Origin of the sequence: Sorangium sp. KYC3313, assembly GCF_052075895.1 — a bacterium.
GTDB lineage: Bacteria > Myxococcota_A > Polyangia > Polyangiales > Polyangiaceae > Sorangium > Sorangium cellulosum_B.
The window spans coordinates 10949559-10964808 of the sequence record NZ_CP197255.1 but is presented as its reverse complement, the minus strand read 5'-3'; the positions used below and the strand labels follow the sequence as shown (position 1 = coordinate 10964808).

General features: G+C 71.2%; 11 protein-coding genes. 7 read left to right on the top strand and 4 right to left on the bottom strand.

Going from position 1 to position 15250, the window contains the following annotated elements; genetic code table 11:
* Positions 1-3 precede the first annotated feature (3 nt).
* Genes ACSRUE_RS41700 through ACSRUE_RS41690 form a run of 3 tightly spaced genes read right to left on the bottom strand, consistent with a single transcriptional unit; the run spans position 4 to position 1671 of the window.
* Positions 4-924, bottom strand: coding sequence for a hypothetical protein (locus tag ACSRUE_RS41700; RefSeq protein ID WP_441288414.1), 921 nt, complete (start codon positions 922-924; stop codon positions 4-6).
* Positions 917-1543, bottom strand: a complete 627-nt coding sequence (locus ACSRUE_RS41695; protein ID WP_441288413.1) for an RNA polymerase sigma factor — start codon at positions 1541-1543, stop codon at positions 917-919. The genes ACSRUE_RS41700 and ACSRUE_RS41695 overlap by 8 nt, the downstream gene beginning before the upstream one ends.
* The gene (locus ACSRUE_RS41690) at positions 1540-1671 is read right to left on the bottom strand and encodes a hypothetical protein (protein WP_441288412.1); all 132 of its coding nucleotides are present in this window, start codon (positions 1669-1671) and stop codon (positions 1540-1542) included. The genes ACSRUE_RS41695 and ACSRUE_RS41690 overlap by 4 nt, the downstream gene beginning before the upstream one ends.
* Positions 1672-1779: 108 nt before the next feature.
* On the opposite strand from ACSRUE_RS41690, the gene ACSRUE_RS41685 reads away from it, so the two are divergent.
* The 6 genes from ACSRUE_RS41685 to ACSRUE_RS41660 all read left to right on the top strand — a co-directional run bounded on the left by ACSRUE_RS41685 (position 1780) and on the right by ACSRUE_RS41660 (position 11724).
* Positions 1780-3117: a hypothetical protein gene (locus tag ACSRUE_RS41685; RefSeq protein WP_441288411.1), complete on the top strand. Its 1338-nt coding sequence runs from the start codon at positions 1780-1782 to the stop codon at positions 3115-3117.
* Positions 3118-4347: 1230 nt separating this feature from the next.
* A complete protein-coding gene (locus ACSRUE_RS41680) occupies positions 4348-4974 on the top strand; it encodes a hypothetical protein (RefSeq protein ID WP_441288410.1) in 627 nt (208 codons plus the stop codon).
* The gene (locus ACSRUE_RS41675) at positions 4965-6002 is read left to right on the top strand and encodes a hypothetical protein (RefSeq protein WP_441288409.1); all 1038 of its coding nucleotides are present in this window, start codon (positions 4965-4967) and stop codon (positions 6000-6002) included. Before ACSRUE_RS41680 ends, ACSRUE_RS41675 begins: the two co-directional genes overlap by 10 nt.
* A gap of 167 nt (positions 6003-6169) precedes the next feature.
* The gene (locus ACSRUE_RS41670; protein ID WP_437769712.1) at positions 6170-6628 is read left to right on the top strand and encodes a response regulator; all 459 of its coding nucleotides are present in this window, start codon (positions 6170-6172) and stop codon (positions 6626-6628) included.
* A 5-nt stretch (positions 6629-6633) separates the two neighbouring features.
* Entirely contained in the window at positions 6634-9483 is a 2850-nt protein-coding gene (locus ACSRUE_RS41665) for a response regulator (protein WP_441288408.1), read from the top strand.
* Positions 9484-9576: 93 nt separating this feature from the next.
* Positions 9577-11724, top strand: a complete 2148-nt coding sequence (locus ACSRUE_RS41660; RefSeq protein ID WP_441288407.1) for a TonB-dependent receptor plug domain-containing protein — start codon at positions 9577-9579, stop codon at positions 11722-11724.
* 100 nt (positions 11725-11824) lie between these two features.
* On the opposite strand, the gene ACSRUE_RS41655 is transcribed toward ACSRUE_RS41660, so the two are convergent.
* Positions 11825-13132, bottom strand: a complete 1308-nt coding sequence (locus ACSRUE_RS41655) for an ABC transporter substrate-binding protein (protein WP_441288406.1) — start codon at positions 13130-13132, stop codon at positions 11825-11827.
* A gap of 388 nt (positions 13133-13520) precedes the next feature.
* Here ACSRUE_RS41655 and ACSRUE_RS41650 point away from each other — a divergent pair, with 388 nt between their 5' ends.
* Positions 13521-15221 carry a hypothetical protein gene (locus ACSRUE_RS41650; protein WP_441288405.1) on the top strand — a complete coding sequence of 567 codons (1701 nt, stop codon included), beginning with the start codon at positions 13521-13523 and terminating at the stop codon, positions 15219-15221.
* The last annotated feature ends 29 nt before the right edge of the window (positions 15222-15250 follow it).

The window sequence follows — 15250 nt, the reverse complement described above, 5'->3', positions numbered from 1 at the left end:
ACTCTACTCCTCCTGTCCGCACGCGGCGCGCACGCGCGTCGCGAGCGGCGAGCCCGGGCTCTTCGCGAGCAGCCTCGCCGCGATCGCCCTGCCGGACGGCGCGCGGCCGGAGCGGCAGAGCGCGATCGCGCGCGACGCCTCGCGCTCGGTCGCGAGCACGCCCCTCGGGTACCGGCTGGCGTGCTCGTCGAGCTTCGAGAGCGCCTGCGCGAACTGGCCCGCCTGCAGCGCCTGCTGCGCGTCGCGGAGCAGCGCGATCTCCGCGTCGAGCCCCTCGGCGCCCTGCCTCGCGGCGGCCGCCGCCCGGGGCGTGCGCGACGCCGTCGCGCGCGCCGCCGCGGCCGCGCCCCCGGCGGCCGCCGCGGCGCTCGGCTCGGCGGGCGCGCCGGACGCCTCGGGAGCGTCGGCCTTGCTGGAGGCGCTCGCCTCCGCGGACGCAGGCGTCTCATCGCTCGGGGCGCTGGAGGGCGCGGCGGCGTGCGCGGCTCGGGGCGCCTCGGCCGCGCTCGCCGCCTCCTCCTGCGCGCGTTGCGCATCGGGCGCCTCGCCCGGCGTCGGGAACGGGAAGTAGAGCGCGGCCCCCGTCGCGAGGCCCACGACCAGCGCCGCCAGCCCGATCTTCATCGGGGCGCCGAGCAGCGTGATGGCCGCGCCTTTTGCGACCGCGGTGCTCGCGCTCGCGGCCATGCTCGCGGCGGCGGGGCCGACCGCGTGCGCAGCCGCGCCGGCGCTCGCGGAGCCGGCGGCTCCGGCGCCCTCGGCGCTCGCGGCCACGGCCGTGGCCACGGCCGTGGCCGCCGTCCCTGTGAGGCCGAGCCTCGCCCACACGGCCGCGCGCGTCCGACGTCTGTCGTCGTCGGTCGGCTCGTCCTCGTCACGAAGGGCGTTCAGGAGCGCTCGCTCCCCGGTCCCCAGCTCATCCATTGCGGCCTCCTCGGATCCTGGCGTGGTGGCGGTGCACCGCGTCGGAAAACGCCTGTCGAGCGGCCCTCAGCCGCGCATACACGGTGTTGACGTTCACCCCGATGCCCCGCGCGATCTCCGCCGCCGGCATCTCTTCCAGCTCGGCGAGGAGGAGCACCACGCGCTTCTCCTCGTCGAGCGACGCGAGCAGCTCGTGCGCGACGCGCGCGGCCTCCGCCCTCGTCATGGCCTCGTAGGGGCTGAGGTTGCTCGGCCCCGCGAGCAGCTCGGGATCCACGGTCTCTCCTGTCCCGCGGTGGGCGGGGCTCTTGCGGCGCAGCGATCTCCGGTGCGTCTGCACGACGTTCACGACGATCCCGAAGACCCACGTCTTCAGCGACGAGCGGCCCAGGAACTCCGGGAGCCGCCGGTGCACGACGACGAACACCTCCTGGCACACGTCCTCGTGCGCCGAGGCGTCCACGCCGAGCCGGCGCACGGTCCGCCAGACGAAGGGGAACATCTCCTCGTACACCTCGGCGAAGTCGAGCGGCGCGGCCTGCACGCCGGCCGCGGGGACGGCGGCCGCCGCGCCGGCGGGCGGAGGCGTCGACGGGGCGACCGCCGCGCGGGCCGTCACGGGCTGCGCTCCTCCTCGTGGGGCAGCGAGATGTCGAGCTCGCCGAGCGTGGTGAGCTCACCGCTCGTCTCATGGAGATTTCCAGTGCCGCCGCCCCCGGTCGCGTCTGGGGGGAGCGTTTCCTCCACGCAAGCCACGGAGAAGAGGACCCCGAGCGGGGGGCTGATACCGCAGACGAGGGCTTGGGGAGCTCGGCGCATGGGTCGAGGGGCTGGTGGCCGGAGCCGCCGCGTTCCGTGAAGGAAAGTACAGGGACGGGGGGCGACGTGCATCGGGCGGTCGTCGATGGGCTGGCGCTCCACGGCTCGCGGGCGGATCATCCGCTGCGGCGCACCGCGACCGACAGCGCGCACCTCCGCGCGCTTGACGGCCGCGAGGAGCGCATCGAGGAAGACCGGATGACACCCCCTCGCTGGCTTGCCGCGCTCGCGGCGCTCACCGTTCCATTGGCGGTCTCGGCGACGGCCTTGACCCAGGGCGACGCTCCCCTCCCGCCGCCTCCTCCTCCAGAGCCGTTCCCGTCTGCCTCCGCGCAGCCAGCACCGCCGCCGTCTCCTGCGCCGACACCGGTGCAGCCCGCGCCCGCGCCAGCGCCCGCGCCTGCGCCGACACCGGTGCAGCCCGCGCCCGCGCCGACACCGGTGCAGCCCGCGCCCGCGCCGACACCGGTGCAGCCCGCGCCCGCGCCGACACCGGTGCAGCCCGCGCCCGCGCCGACACCGGTGCAGCCCGCACCTGCGCCTGCGCCTGCGCCGATTCCGGCGCAGCCCGCGCCTGCGCCTGCGCCTGCGCCCGCTCCTATGCCGTTCCCGCCGCCATCTCCCGCGCCGGTGCCGCCTGCGCCGCGGCCTGCGCCCGCGCCGCGGTCGACACCGGCGCCTGCACCGCCGCCCGCGCCTGCACCGCCGCCCGCGCCCGCGCCGCGGGCCGCGCCTGCGCCTGCACCGCCGCCCGCGCCGCGGGCCGCGCACACGCCCGCTCCGGAGCCGCCCGCGCCGGTTCCGCCCGCTCCCGAGGAGCAACCGAAGGAGCCCGAGGACGACGAGAAGGACGGGATGCGCTTTCGTTTCGGTACGACGCTCGGCGGCGGGATCATCGAGTCACCCACGGGCGCGGGGGCCGTCTTCGCGCTCTCGGGCCGGCTCGGTGTCCAGGTCAACCACTATTTCGGAATATACTACCAGAACACACCGATGGTGACGCTCACCCCCGAGAGCACCGCGAACAGCGCTGGATTCGAGGCGGGGTTCATCGACTACAACTCGGTGCTCGCGGGCTTCACGCTGTTCCACTTCCTCGATCTCGGCGCGGGACCCTCCATGGATTACGTGGCCGTCGCGACCTGCGGCGCGGAGGTCCCGGCGGGCGGCATCCCGCTCCCGAGCGCCGGCTGTGAGAGCACGGCGACCTGGTACCTCGGCGCTCACGCGCGGGGCGCCCTGATCCTCGGCGGCCTGGCCGGGAGCGGCGCGCGGCGGAGCGGCTTCGCCATCAGCGCGGATCTCCACCCGGTGTTCCTGCCAGAGGGGCCGACATTCACCTTCACGCTGGGCCTCGGCAGCGAGTGGTACTGAGACGAACGGCGCGCCGGAGCGCGGCGCGCCGCCTCGCCGGGCAGCGGCGGGCAGCCGTTTGCCCGTCCGCTGGCCGAGTGCCCTTCGAGTGGAACCTTCGTTCTCCAGGTCAAGAGAGTTCCTTGCAAATACGCAGCATCGCAGGGGGCCCTGCCTCACGTCTGCGCGGCGCTCGGCGCCAGCGCCTCTGTGCGCGCCATCCGCTGTGATCCGCGACACCCCGAGCCTGCGTTCGTGGCTCGCGAGGGTTGCTGTGCGGCGACCCGATGGACTACAATCCCATTGTCGGAGCGATTGTTGGCGGGACGCCGCACGGAGAGCTGGACGCCACGATCGTCCTGCACCAGCGGCAAGCGCCACCAGCAGAGCGCCAGCGGCAGAGCGCCAGCGGTACGCAAGCGGTACGTAGATCGAGCGCGATGCGCGAGCTTTCGAGCTCGGCGGCAGGGAGCGAAGGCGCGCCCATGGATTCCCCTGTTTGTGCATGACAAGGTAAAAATTACCGGGCATCGCGATGCACTATCGCTCACCATGTAGGTCGACGAGGTATGATGTGTCGGGCGAATCCGGCGCGCCATCTGCTGGTTTCTCGGAGGCGCCATCTCTTGCTTGCGCGGTGCGGGGGGCATGCCGCCCCTGGGACTCGAGATCGAGCCCTGAGACCGAGGTGTGTGAGGCGCGTGTCAAGCGCTCGCCCCGGTATCTGGCGTGCTCGGCAGCGCCGGCGTGGTCGTGCTGGCCGGCTGCTGGCGGGGGAGCGGCCGTCGGGTGTTGTCACCCTCTCCGGCGTCCCCGTTTCGCCAAGCTCGGTGGGACCGCGGGGGCGCCTCCCAGGGGGCGCTTGACAAAGAGGGTTAACCATCGGCTACGCTGCCTACCCATGATGACCGGGAGGACATGAGCCTGGTGGAAACGAGCTGCAGGCGCTCCACGGGAGCACGGCGGTCAGCGGTCGAGCGGGCCGTGGGGCACCTCGCGTGTCGGGCGCGAATCGCGACCCGCTGGGCATCATCGTGGGTGCCACGAAATAACCGCGCGGCTCCTCCGGTTCGGCACGGGGGATTTCGCTCACTCCTCAGGACTCTCGCCGAGCGCGCTTGGCCCGACAGGCCCGGAGTTCCGCTTCGCCGGGGGCTCCGAACGCCGCGCGCGCCGGTGGCCCTCCTCGCGGCGGCTCTGCTCATCGGGTGCTGTCTTCTGCTGCTCAGCCCGCCTATCACGGCTGGGCCCGTGGCCACGCTCTATGTGTATGCGGTGACACCGCTTCGCGCTCGCGCCCTCGAGCAGAAGATCGAGGAGTCGATGCCCGGCGTCGATGTCACCGTGTTCGGAAAGTTGAGCGATTTCAAAGCCGCGCTCGAGTCGGCGCCGCCCGACGCGGCCCTCTCGCCAAAGCCGGTCCTGGCTTCGCTCAATCGGACCGCCGACATCCAGGGCATGAAGGCGGGGAGCGACGCGGAGCAGTACCTCCTGGTCTCGACGAGGGCGCTGACCAAGGAGATGCTCTCCGGTCTCAAATACGGGATCGTCGATCTGGTCGAACGGAAATCGCTCCCTAAGTTCGTGGCCGGGCTGCTGGGTGTGAGCTCCGCGCCTGAGGTCCAGCGCGTCACGAAGATCGAAGATCTCCTGCAGCTGCTCCAGTTCCAGACGGCTGATGCGGTCCTCCTCCCCGAGCGATTTCGTTCTGACTTCGAGTCGAGGAGCAAGATGACGTTCACGATCCTCAGCCTCTCGACGGCGAAGGTCGGGCTGGTGGCGGTCACGTTCCTGAGCGAGCGCCAGGCGGTGGAGGGCGCGATCCGGAGGCTCCCGAAACACGTGCTGGCCGATCTGGGGGTTGACGAATGGAAGTAAGGTCGACGCGTCCCCTCTCTCGGCGCTGGCTGCTGCGGGCCTCCGCCCTCGCGGGGCTCGTGCTGTCGCTGAGCTGTTCGTCGGGCCCGGCCACACCCGTCGCCAGCGACCCGGCGCCGACGCTCAAGCCGCCGCCTCCGGACGCGAGGCCGGTCATCTCCGTCATCGCCCCCTCGGATCCGCAGCTCGACGACATGCTGAGATCGCTCCGCGTCGAGCTGTCCGGGGAACACCGCGTCATCATCTCGCTGCTGCGCGGCGAGGAGTCGGGCCCCGACCTCGTGGGGCGGATCGTCGCCCGCGATCGCCCGCAGGCGGTGGTGCTGGTCAACAACTCGACCGTGCTCCTGTATCGCGAGTGGGCGCGCACCGTCCCGACCCCGCCGGTCGCGCTGATCCTGATGGCGTCCTTCGCCGAGGAGCTCCAGCGCACCGTCCCCAACTCGGTCGCCATCTCCTACGAGGTGCCGGCGGTCACGGCCATGGTGGGCCTGCGCACGCTGGGCCTCGACGCTCACCGGGTCGGCGTCGTCTACCGCCAGGGCTTCGCGGATCACATCGCGCGACAAGAAACGCTCATGCACGTCGAGAAGCTGACCTTCGTCAAGGAAGAGCTCTCGAACAAGCCGCGCGTGCAGGACCTCCGCGCCGCGCTCGTGAACCTCCAGCGGGCGAAGGTCGACGCGATCTGGCTGCCGAACGACAATGGCCTCCTGAGCCCGAGGTTCTTGACCAACGTCTGGCTGCCCTACGTGGACCGGCTCGGCGCGCCGGTGGTCGTGGCCGTGCGTTCGCTCGTGAACGAGCACGCGGAGTTCGGGACGTTCGCTGCCATCCCCGACACCCAGGCGCTCGCGGTGCAAGCGGCGGATCTCCTCTACGAGCTCGCGGACGCCGACTGGAAGCTCCGGTCGTCGGGCGTCCGCCTGCCCATCTCGGTGAAACGCCTGGTCGACGTGAGGCTCGCGCGGCGCTTCGGGCTGAATTCCAGTCAGTTCGGCCAGGTTGACTTTCTCATCGGTAGGTGAGCGCGTATCGGGGGGAATGGAGGCGCCGTGCGATTACCTTTCCAACCGGGCACATGGTCACGATGCGGCGGGCCGGCTCGAACCATCGAGCGCCCGAGCAGGCCTGCCGTCTGCTCGTCGCGTGGAGAGCGTCGCTCGCGTAGCTGTCGTCCCTGGAGCGCGGCGTCATGATCCGGGTGCTCGTGATCGATGACGACGACATCGCCCGCGAGGCGATGCGGGCCGTCCTGGTCAGGGCCGGCTTCGACGTGGTCGAGCTCGCCACGCCCATCGGCGCGACGGCGGTCATCAAGCGAGACAAGATCTCCGTGGTCGCGCTCGACATCAACATGCCGACCATCAACGGCGACAAGCTGGCGAAGCTGCTCCGGGACAACACGCAGCTCTCGAACCTGGGTATCGTCCTCGTCTCCAGCTGTGATATCGACAAGCTGAGCGCGATCGGCGAGAAGGTCGGCGCCGACGGCATCGTCTCGAAGGCGAAGCTGCACGTCGCGCTGGCGCCGGCGGTCGAGCGCGCGGTGGCCGCGCGCGCCGGAAAGACCAGCCCGCCGCCGTCGTCTGCGGGGTCTTCTGCGGCGTCGTCCTCCTCTAACCCGCCGCCCTCGATGCGGCGTCCGAAGTAGAGTGCATGGCAACCCCGAACACCCACGGCTCGCTCCGCATCAAGCTGCTGCGCCTGATCCTGGGCGCGCTGCTGCTGCTCGGGGGCACCACGCTGCTCGCGAGCGGCGCGCTCATCTATTCGACGGATCGCGCGGTCCAGGCCAAGCGTGAGCAGGAGCTCCTGAGCAGTCTGGAAGAGAAGGCGCGCCTGCTCGGCTTCAATCAGGCGCTGGCGCTGCGCAGCCTGGTGGCGGACAACCTCTTCGGGGATGTCAAGGCGCTCATTCACCAGACCGTCTCGGAGAACAACGACATCGCCTACGGGTTGTTCTTCGACGCGGAGAACCGGGTCTGGGCGGCGAGCGGCCTGGCCCGGGTGCCCGCCTCGAAGGACGCGCCCAGCCCGGCGGCGCCGACCCTCACCGCGGCGGACCTGGAGTCGCTCGGGATCAGCACCGCGCACCCGTCCCGGCTCGCGCTGCGGCGGCGGCAGAACCCCCTGGGCGGGGAGGACGTCCTCGAGGTCGCGGCCCCGGTCATCTCGGAGGGGGCCCACGCCGGGACCGTGATCTACGGCATCAGCACGAGGAGCGTCGTCGAGCGCATGGTCCAGGCCCGGGACCTCGCCGCGAACCGGCTCGTGACCACGCTCGGCCTGATCGTGGCGCTGATCCTCGGCAGCGGGGCGGCCAGCTATTTCCTCGTCAAGCGGGTCGCGGTCCACATCACCGAGCCGCTGCTCGCGCTGCGCACGGCGGCGGGGGCCATCGCCACCGGGCTCCGCTCGAGCGCGCCGCCGACCGAATCGCCCATCGTGGATCGGAAGAAGTGGGAGCGCGTGCAGATCACGAGCGGCGACGAGCTCGAGCTGCTCGGAGCGGCCTTCAACAGCATGGTCGAGGCGAACGAGCAGGCGTTCGAGGAGCTGCGCGTGAAGACCGCGCAGGCGCTCGAGGCGTCCCGGATGAAGAGCGAGTTCCTCGCCAACATGAGCCACGAGATCCGGACGCCGATGAACGGGATCCTCGGGGTCATCCGGCTCATGCAGAACCAGTCGCTCGACGGCAAGATGCGGCGTTACGTGGAGACCGTCGACGCCTCCGCCAACACGTTGATGTCGATCATCAACGACGTGCTCGACTTCTCGAAGCTCGAGGCCGGCAAGTACGTGGCGCAGCACGTCTCCTACGATCTGCGCCTCGTCATCCAGGAGGTCGCGGAGCTGATGGCGAGCCAGGCGCACGAGAAGGGCCTCGAGCTCGTGTACCGCGTCGAGCGCCGCGTCCCCACGGGCATCGTGGGCGATCCCGACCGGTTCCGCCAGGTGCTCACCAACCTGGTCGGCAACGCGATCAAGTTCACCGATCGCGGAGAGGTGCTGATCGACGCCTCGATCTCTCAGCAGGACAAGGCGACGGCGCTCATCAAGCTCGCCGTGGTGGACACCGGCCCCGGCATCGCGCCCGACGACCAGAAGAAGCTCTTCGCGGCCTTCTCGCAGGTGGACGGCTCGCTGGTCCGCAAGCACGGCGGCACGGGCCTCGGGCTCGCGATCAGCAAGCGCCTCGTCGAGGTCATGGGCGGCGAGGTCGGCCTCGACAGCACGCCGGGGCAGGGCAGCCGGTTCTGGTTCACGATCAAGGTCGGCGTCACGGCCGGAGGCGAGCAGATCCGCTCCGCCGAGTGGGCGAGCGGGCGCCGCGCGCTCGTCGTGGAGAACAGCAGGAGCTGGCGCGACGTCGTGGTGGAGCACCTGGTGGCCTGGGGCTTCGACGCCGAGTCCGCGGCCTCCGGGAGGGACGCGATCAACCGGCTCGAGCTCGCGGTGCTGGAGAAGCGGCCGTTCAGCGCCGCCGTCGTCGGTGTCCAGATGGACGACCTCGGCCTCGAGGAGTTCCTCAGGACCATCCAGTCGGTCCCGGCGCTGCAGACGTTGCCCGTGGTGGCGCTCTATCACATGGGATCGAGCGTGACGTTGAGCGGGATGGACTCCAGCATGGTCACGCAGCTCCCCAAGCCGCTCCGCGTCTCCGAGCTGTACAACACGCTGCAGAGCGCGCTCACGGGCGCCTCGACCCCGCCGCCCAGCAAGCCGGGCGCGGAGCCGGGCAGGATCGCGAGCAAGCTCCCCGTGCTGGTCGTCGATGACAACGAGATCAACCGCTACGTGGCGATGGAGCAGGTCGAGCAGCTGGGGCTGCGCGTGGAGACCGCGTGCAACGGCCAGGAGGCTCTGGAGTGCGTCAAGCGAAAGCGGTATGTCGCCGTGCTGATGGATTGCCAGATGCCCGTGATGGACGGGTACACCGCCACCCAGGAGATCCGGGCCTGGGAGCGCTCGAGGAATCGCCACACGGTGATCATCGCGCTGACGGCGCACGCGCTCGTCGGCGAGCGGGATCGGGTGCTCGCGGCGGGGATGGACGATTATCTGGCCAAGCCGGTGCGCCCTCAATCTCTGCAGAAGACCCTGTGGCGGCACGTGGTCCTGAGCCGGGACGAGCCCGGGTCGTCGCCGTCTCCCTCCGTCCCCGAGCTGGAGGCGGCGCGCGCGCCGGTGCTCGACCCGGAGGTCCCGCGCTCGCGGAAGCTGATCGAGCTCGTCCTCAAGAACGTGCCGGCGCAGCTCGACGGCCTGGAGGGGGTCATCCGGAGCGCCGTGGCTGCAGAGATCAAGGCGAACGCGCACAAGCTGAAGGGCAGCATGCTCTCGATCGGCGCGGCGCGCGTCGCGGAGCTGGCGGAGAAGATGCAGCTCGCCGCGGGGCAAGGCGAGCTGCCGCAGGCGGGCGACCTCGCGCGGTTACGTGACGAGTTCGACGCCGTGAGCGCTGCCCTGAAGGAGGAGCTCGCCGCGACCGCCAAGGCGACGTGACGAGCGCGCCGAATCGACGATGGACGAATGTCTGGAGCCCACTGAACCCGCATGATGCTTGCCTCACTCGAAACCCGGTGGATGGTCGCGCTGGTGATCGCTTCGATCCCCGGTCTCGCATGGGCTCAGCCGACGACCGCGACGGCGCCGGGAGCGCCGAAGGCGGTGGGGGGTGAGCGCCGGAACGACGCGCTCGAGGACGTCGACCTGCTCCGGCTGCTCGACGTCGAGGTGTCCACTGCCACGAAGACGCTGGAGACCCTCGACGACGCGCCCGCCATCATGACGGCGATCACCGCGGAAGAGATCCGGCGCTGGGGATACACGAGCGTCGGAGAGGTGCTGGAGCACGTCGTCGGGTTCTATCTCATCGACGATCACATCCTGCCGAACGCCGGCGTGCAGGGGATGACGGGCGGGCTGGGCGCCGAGAGCGGCGGGATCAAGGTGATGATCAACGGGCGCTCGGCGGCGTTCCGGACCACCAGCGGCAACTGGCTGGGCGCGGAGCTGATCCCGCTGTCGGCCATCAAGCAGATCGAGATCGTCCGCGGTCCGGCGTCGGCGCTCTATGGCGCCGATGCGTTCCTCGGGGTCGTCAACATCATCACCCTCGATCCGGAGGACATTCCCTTCGTCGACGGCACGGTGCAGGTCGGCGTGACGAAGGACCACCCGCGCGGCCGCTTCGACCTCGTGGGCGGCATGTTCACCGACCGCTTCGAGATGATGCTGACGGCCGCCGGGGAGCTCGACGATCGAAGCGGCCTGGAGATGCCTACCCAGTCCCCGCTTCCCCTCATCCCGCCCTACAACGCGGGGCGCCTGGACGCGCAGAACCTCGAGCGCATGTCGGGGGTCGTCGGGGCGCGGCTCGGGTATCGCCATCCCGAGCGTGGGCACCACCTCGTGCTCAGCGCGTACTGGTCAGGCCTCCGGCGCGGCGGCGATTTTGCGCAATGGGCACAGCTCACCGGCGGGACGGACGACAAGGGGAACCGTGCCGGCACGGTGATCAGCCTCCAGCAGCGTCGCGTGGCGGTCGACGGGCTTTACCAGCTGAACCGAGAGCTCGCGTTCGCGGTGCAGGGGATGTACTTCCAGGGCGGCGTCCTGCCGGACGACCGCATCGACGTCGCCGGCGGCTGGTACTACATCGAGCGGCGCATGGCGTATCGCGGCGTGGACGCGAGCGTCGAGGCCCGGTGGATGCCGTGGGACCGATTCAACGTGATATTGAATCTGGAGTCCGTCTACGACAAGGAGGACATGCCGTCCTTCCGCCGGGTCGCCAAGCAGTCGGGGCAGTCCTTCGGCTCGCCGGAGCGGGAGCAGGAATCGGCCGAGCTGGTCGACGTCGGGGCGCTCCTTAGCGCCAACCTCAAGGTGCTCGATCCGTGGCTGAAGGTCACGGGCGGGCTCCGCTACGATCACCACAGCAAGTATGGCAATCAGCTGACCGGTCGGTTCGGGGCGACCTCGCACCTGGGAAAGACGGTCGTGGCCAAGCTGCTGTACGGCAGCGCCTTCAAGGCGCCGTCCCCGTATTTGCTCTTCGCCGAGCCCCTCGTGCCGGGCGACGTGATCGGGAACGCGCGCCTGTCGCCTCAGCTCATCCACACCGTGGACGCGGAGCTGACGTGGAGGCCTGCTGTCTGGGCCTCGGCGAGCACGGGGGTGTCGTACAGCCTCTTGAACGACAAGGCGGAGTTCGTTCCGCGGGGCATCAACCAGACGGCCCTGAACGTCGCCAGCCAGAAGTCCTTGATCTGGGCGACCCGCGCCGACCTGCGGCACGGCGACGCCTTCGGGGGCTACGGGTCGTTCGAGACGGTGCGCTCCACCCGGGACTCCGGCCAGGTGGGGTACCAGGCGGATCTGGTCGGCTCGTCGATGGTCGCCTACCCGAGCTGGATCGCCCGCGCCGGCGCCTATGTGAAGCTGCCGTCGCCGAGCTCCGTGCCGCTGGAGCTCTCGACGCAAGGGATCCTCGTCGGGCCCCGGCGGTCCGCGGAGGCGAGCACCCTCGAGGCCGGCGGCGCGTTCGAGCTGCCCACGTACCTCAGGTGGAACGCCAGCCTGGTCGCGCGCAACCTGTGGATCATCCCGGGGCACGAGACGACCCTGGCCGTGCGCGCCAAGAACATCCTCGGCACCTTCGGCCCGGATCCCGGGTTCTCGGGCTTCGAGTACCCGCTCGCGCCGCGCGAGATCTTCTTCGAGCTACGACACCGTTACTGACCGCCGCTCCGGAGCGGGGGTGCAGATTCGTGGGATACGGGCTCATCCGGGGCGTTCGGCTCATGAGCCCGTGGCGCACGAGCCTGCTCCCCGCCCTAGATCATTGCTGGGCCACACACTTGGCGTCGAAGGGGTCGAGATCGCGGAACTGGTCGCCTTCGATGCTCCACCTTTGCATGATGTGATTCCGGCTCGCCCCGTAGGAATCGAACTCGTACTCGGCGGCTGCGCCGATGTAGCGGAGCGGGGTCCCCGCGCGGAGCATGGCCATCGCGGTGTTCAGATCCCACCACAAGGCCACGTCGTTCTTGGGGTCGTTGAGCTCGAGGATCTTCTGCCGCAGCTCATGTCCGGACGTGATGATCTGCCCGGTGGTCGCGTAGCCGTACACGAGGCCCATCGCGATGAGGACGACGCCGTCGTAATAGAAGTGCGCTGCGGGGAACGGCGCCTCGCGGTCCCACCGGCGGGAGAAGTGATAGGCGAAGGCGTCGGCGTTCCAGCGCGTGCAGCGGAGCGCCTCCCCGGTCGGGTCGTCGGGGGCGGGGCTGCACTCGCTCCGCAGGCTGAGCGAGGGCGAGATTCCATAGGAGCTGTCGTCGAGCGTGCCTTGAGGGATGTTGGCGAGGAACACCTCGGTGTGCAACGCAGGCCCGAGGAGCCACCTGCCCGGGCGCCCGTGGACGGTCCATTCGGTCACGATGGTCGAGGCGGCGGCGGGATAGGCGGCCAGCAGCGTGCGGCCGGCCGGCGCCCGATCCGGGTCGTCCAGGTTGAAGGCGGCCTCGATCTTGCGCTCGTACGTGGGCTGCCCCGACATGAACGTCACCGAGGGGAGGATCCTGCCCTGGAGCGCCGCGAAATGGGTCGTGAACTCGGTGCTGACGCCGGCGTTGAAGTCGTCCCGCGCGGAGAGGCTATTGGCGGTGCGGACACCATCGCGAACGATGGTTTTCGCGAGCGCGCAGCCGATGGCGAAGGGGGAAGGGGCGAGCCTCATCCTGCCGCCCACGTCCTCGCGGCGCGCGATGGAGGGCGCCGCGTAGCCCGGCAGCATGTGGAGGAGGTCCTCCTTCTTCACCTCGAACGCGATGTCGCGGGCGAGATCGTTCTCTTCGGGCCCTACCAGGTAGCGGACCTGATCCGTGTAGATCAGCGAGAGCAGCTGGTCGAGCCCGCGCTCCGGGCTCGAATGGCTGTCTCGGCTCACGATGTCGAACGGCCTCCCTTCGAGCCCGCCCGCCGCGGTCAGGTCTTCGACCGCGAGCAACATGGCTTGCTCGAGGTTGCGGCCGATGGCCGACTCGCTCCCGGAGAAGGGGAGGAGGGCCCCAATCTTGATGGCGTTCTCGGGCTCATCGGGCGCCGTCGACGAGCAGGACGTCGAGAGCAGGGACGTGAGTCCCACAATCAGCCCGGTCTCCACACAGCGCATGCGTCGCCTGCGAGCGCCCAGCCACGCGCCGGCTCGATGGAGGCAGTCCCGAACGGTAGGCATCCCAGTGTACATGGTTGTCCTTCGAGACGATGACATCGCATTGAGGACGGAGCTGTCAAGGGCCGTGGGTGCGATGCGCACCACAAGGTTCGCTGTTTGTGTTCTGCGATCGATGATCGTCGAACGCGGCTGTCGGGCTGTGGTGAGAGCGTGACCGAGAGAGGGACCCCAGGTCGGGCGCCGGCCGCGGCGTCGTGCCGTGGCCGGCCGCCCGGCTTGCGCCCCCGCTCGGATTGTGATGGACGCCCGCCGCTCCTCCGCGAAACCTTCGCGGACCGCCCGTGTCCAAGGAGACGTGATGCCCTCCAACCATCGCTCGCACTTCGCTTTCAACGCCCTCGCCGCCGCGATCGGGCTCTCCCTCGCGGCCTGCGCCGGGGCACCTCCGCCCGCGCCGAACGCGCCGGTTTCGCCGGGCGACGGCCGCCCGGCGAAGCCGCCGCCGGCGCCGCTCCCGGAGGAAGAGGCCTTCGCCGTCCACGGCACGCTCAAGGACGAGTGGCTCCCGATCTTGAAGCCGGCGCCCTTCGACCCGAAGACCGCGCTGGTCCCCCCGGCGCCGGCCGGCGTGCCCGCCGCGCCGCGCGCCTGCGAGGCGTTCGTGCGGCGCGCCCCCGTCGCGCCGGCGCAGCCTTGCGGCGACGCGCAGGGCGTGATCGAGGCGCTCGACGCCGCGCTCGCCGAGGACGACGCCGCGAAGCGGGACGCGCGGCTCGCGGGCGTCGAGGCGTGCGCGGGCCTCGAGGCGGGCCTCGCGCGCGCGCTCCGGGCCGAGCTCGCGCCCATCACCTGCGGCGACGCCCTCGCCGCGCCGCTCCTCGAAGCGCCGCCCGCCGCGCTCCGGGGCGACCTCTACCAGGTGCTGCTCGGCCTGACGCTCTCCGCCCGGCTCGCGCGCACCGCGACCGAGCCGCCCACGCTGCGGCCGCCCTACGACGTCCAGCGCGTCCTCGCGTTCACCAAGGGGCCGCTCTTCGCGTGGGTGACGGAGCAGGCCCGGGCGATCGAGGATCTCGGGCGGCGCGGCGTCGAGCTTCCGTTCTACGCGAAGGGCATCGTCGCCGTGGAGTCCGGGCGGGCCGACATGCGGCTCGTCGAGGCGGTCCGGTCCGCGCCGCTGCCGGACGCCATGCGGAAGGACGCGGAGCTCGCGAACGTCTACTACGGCGAGCTCGATCAGCTGCTCGATCCCTGGAAGGCCCGCGGCCGTGACGCCGCGCTCGTCGGCCTGCGCGAGCTCTCGTCGGTCGGCGTCCTCCGCGACGCCCGCGTCGACGGCGCGCGCGAGATGCTCTCCCGCCTCTACGGCGGCCGGCGCGTCGACGCGCTGGACGCGCTGGAGCTGCCGCCGCTCGCGGCGGGCGCCCCCCCGGCGTCGGCCGTCGAGCGGCTCGCCGCCCGGCTGCCGACGTACTACGCGGGCCGCCTGATCGCGCCCGAGGCGGCGGCGCGGCCCGAGCTCCTGCGCGTCCTGCTCGGCCGGGGCGTCCCGCTCCAGCACCGCGCGGCGCTGCGCACCGCGCAGCTCTCGCCCGAGTCGAGGCTCCTCTACGCGAGGGCGCGGCTCGAGCTCGGCCGGCTGTACTGGCGGGCCGTGGACTTCGACCAGGCGACCGCGCTGCTCGCGGCGTGGCCCGAGGACACCCCGCGCCCCGCCGAGGCGACGGCGCTGCTCGCGGTCGCGCTCGGCCTGCGCAACGGCCCGGAGGACGCGGCGCTCATGATGCGGCGGGCGCCGCTCGCGGGGCTCGGCCTGGGCGAACTCGCCGCGCTCGACTGGGTGGCCCGCGCGAAGCCCGCCTCGGCGTACGCGGGCATCGCGGCGTACGACGCGGCGCTCATCAAGCAGATCGCCGCCCCGCAGGGCGCGGAGGCGAGCTACTGGTCCGACGTGGCGGCGCGCTTCCGCGAGGCGCAGGCGCTCCTGACGGGGCCGCTGTCGAAGTCGGCGGAGGAGAGGGCGGGGGCGGCCGACGAGATCGCGCGGGCGGCGCGGTAGGGGCGGCGCGCTGGGCGGCGCGCCGCATC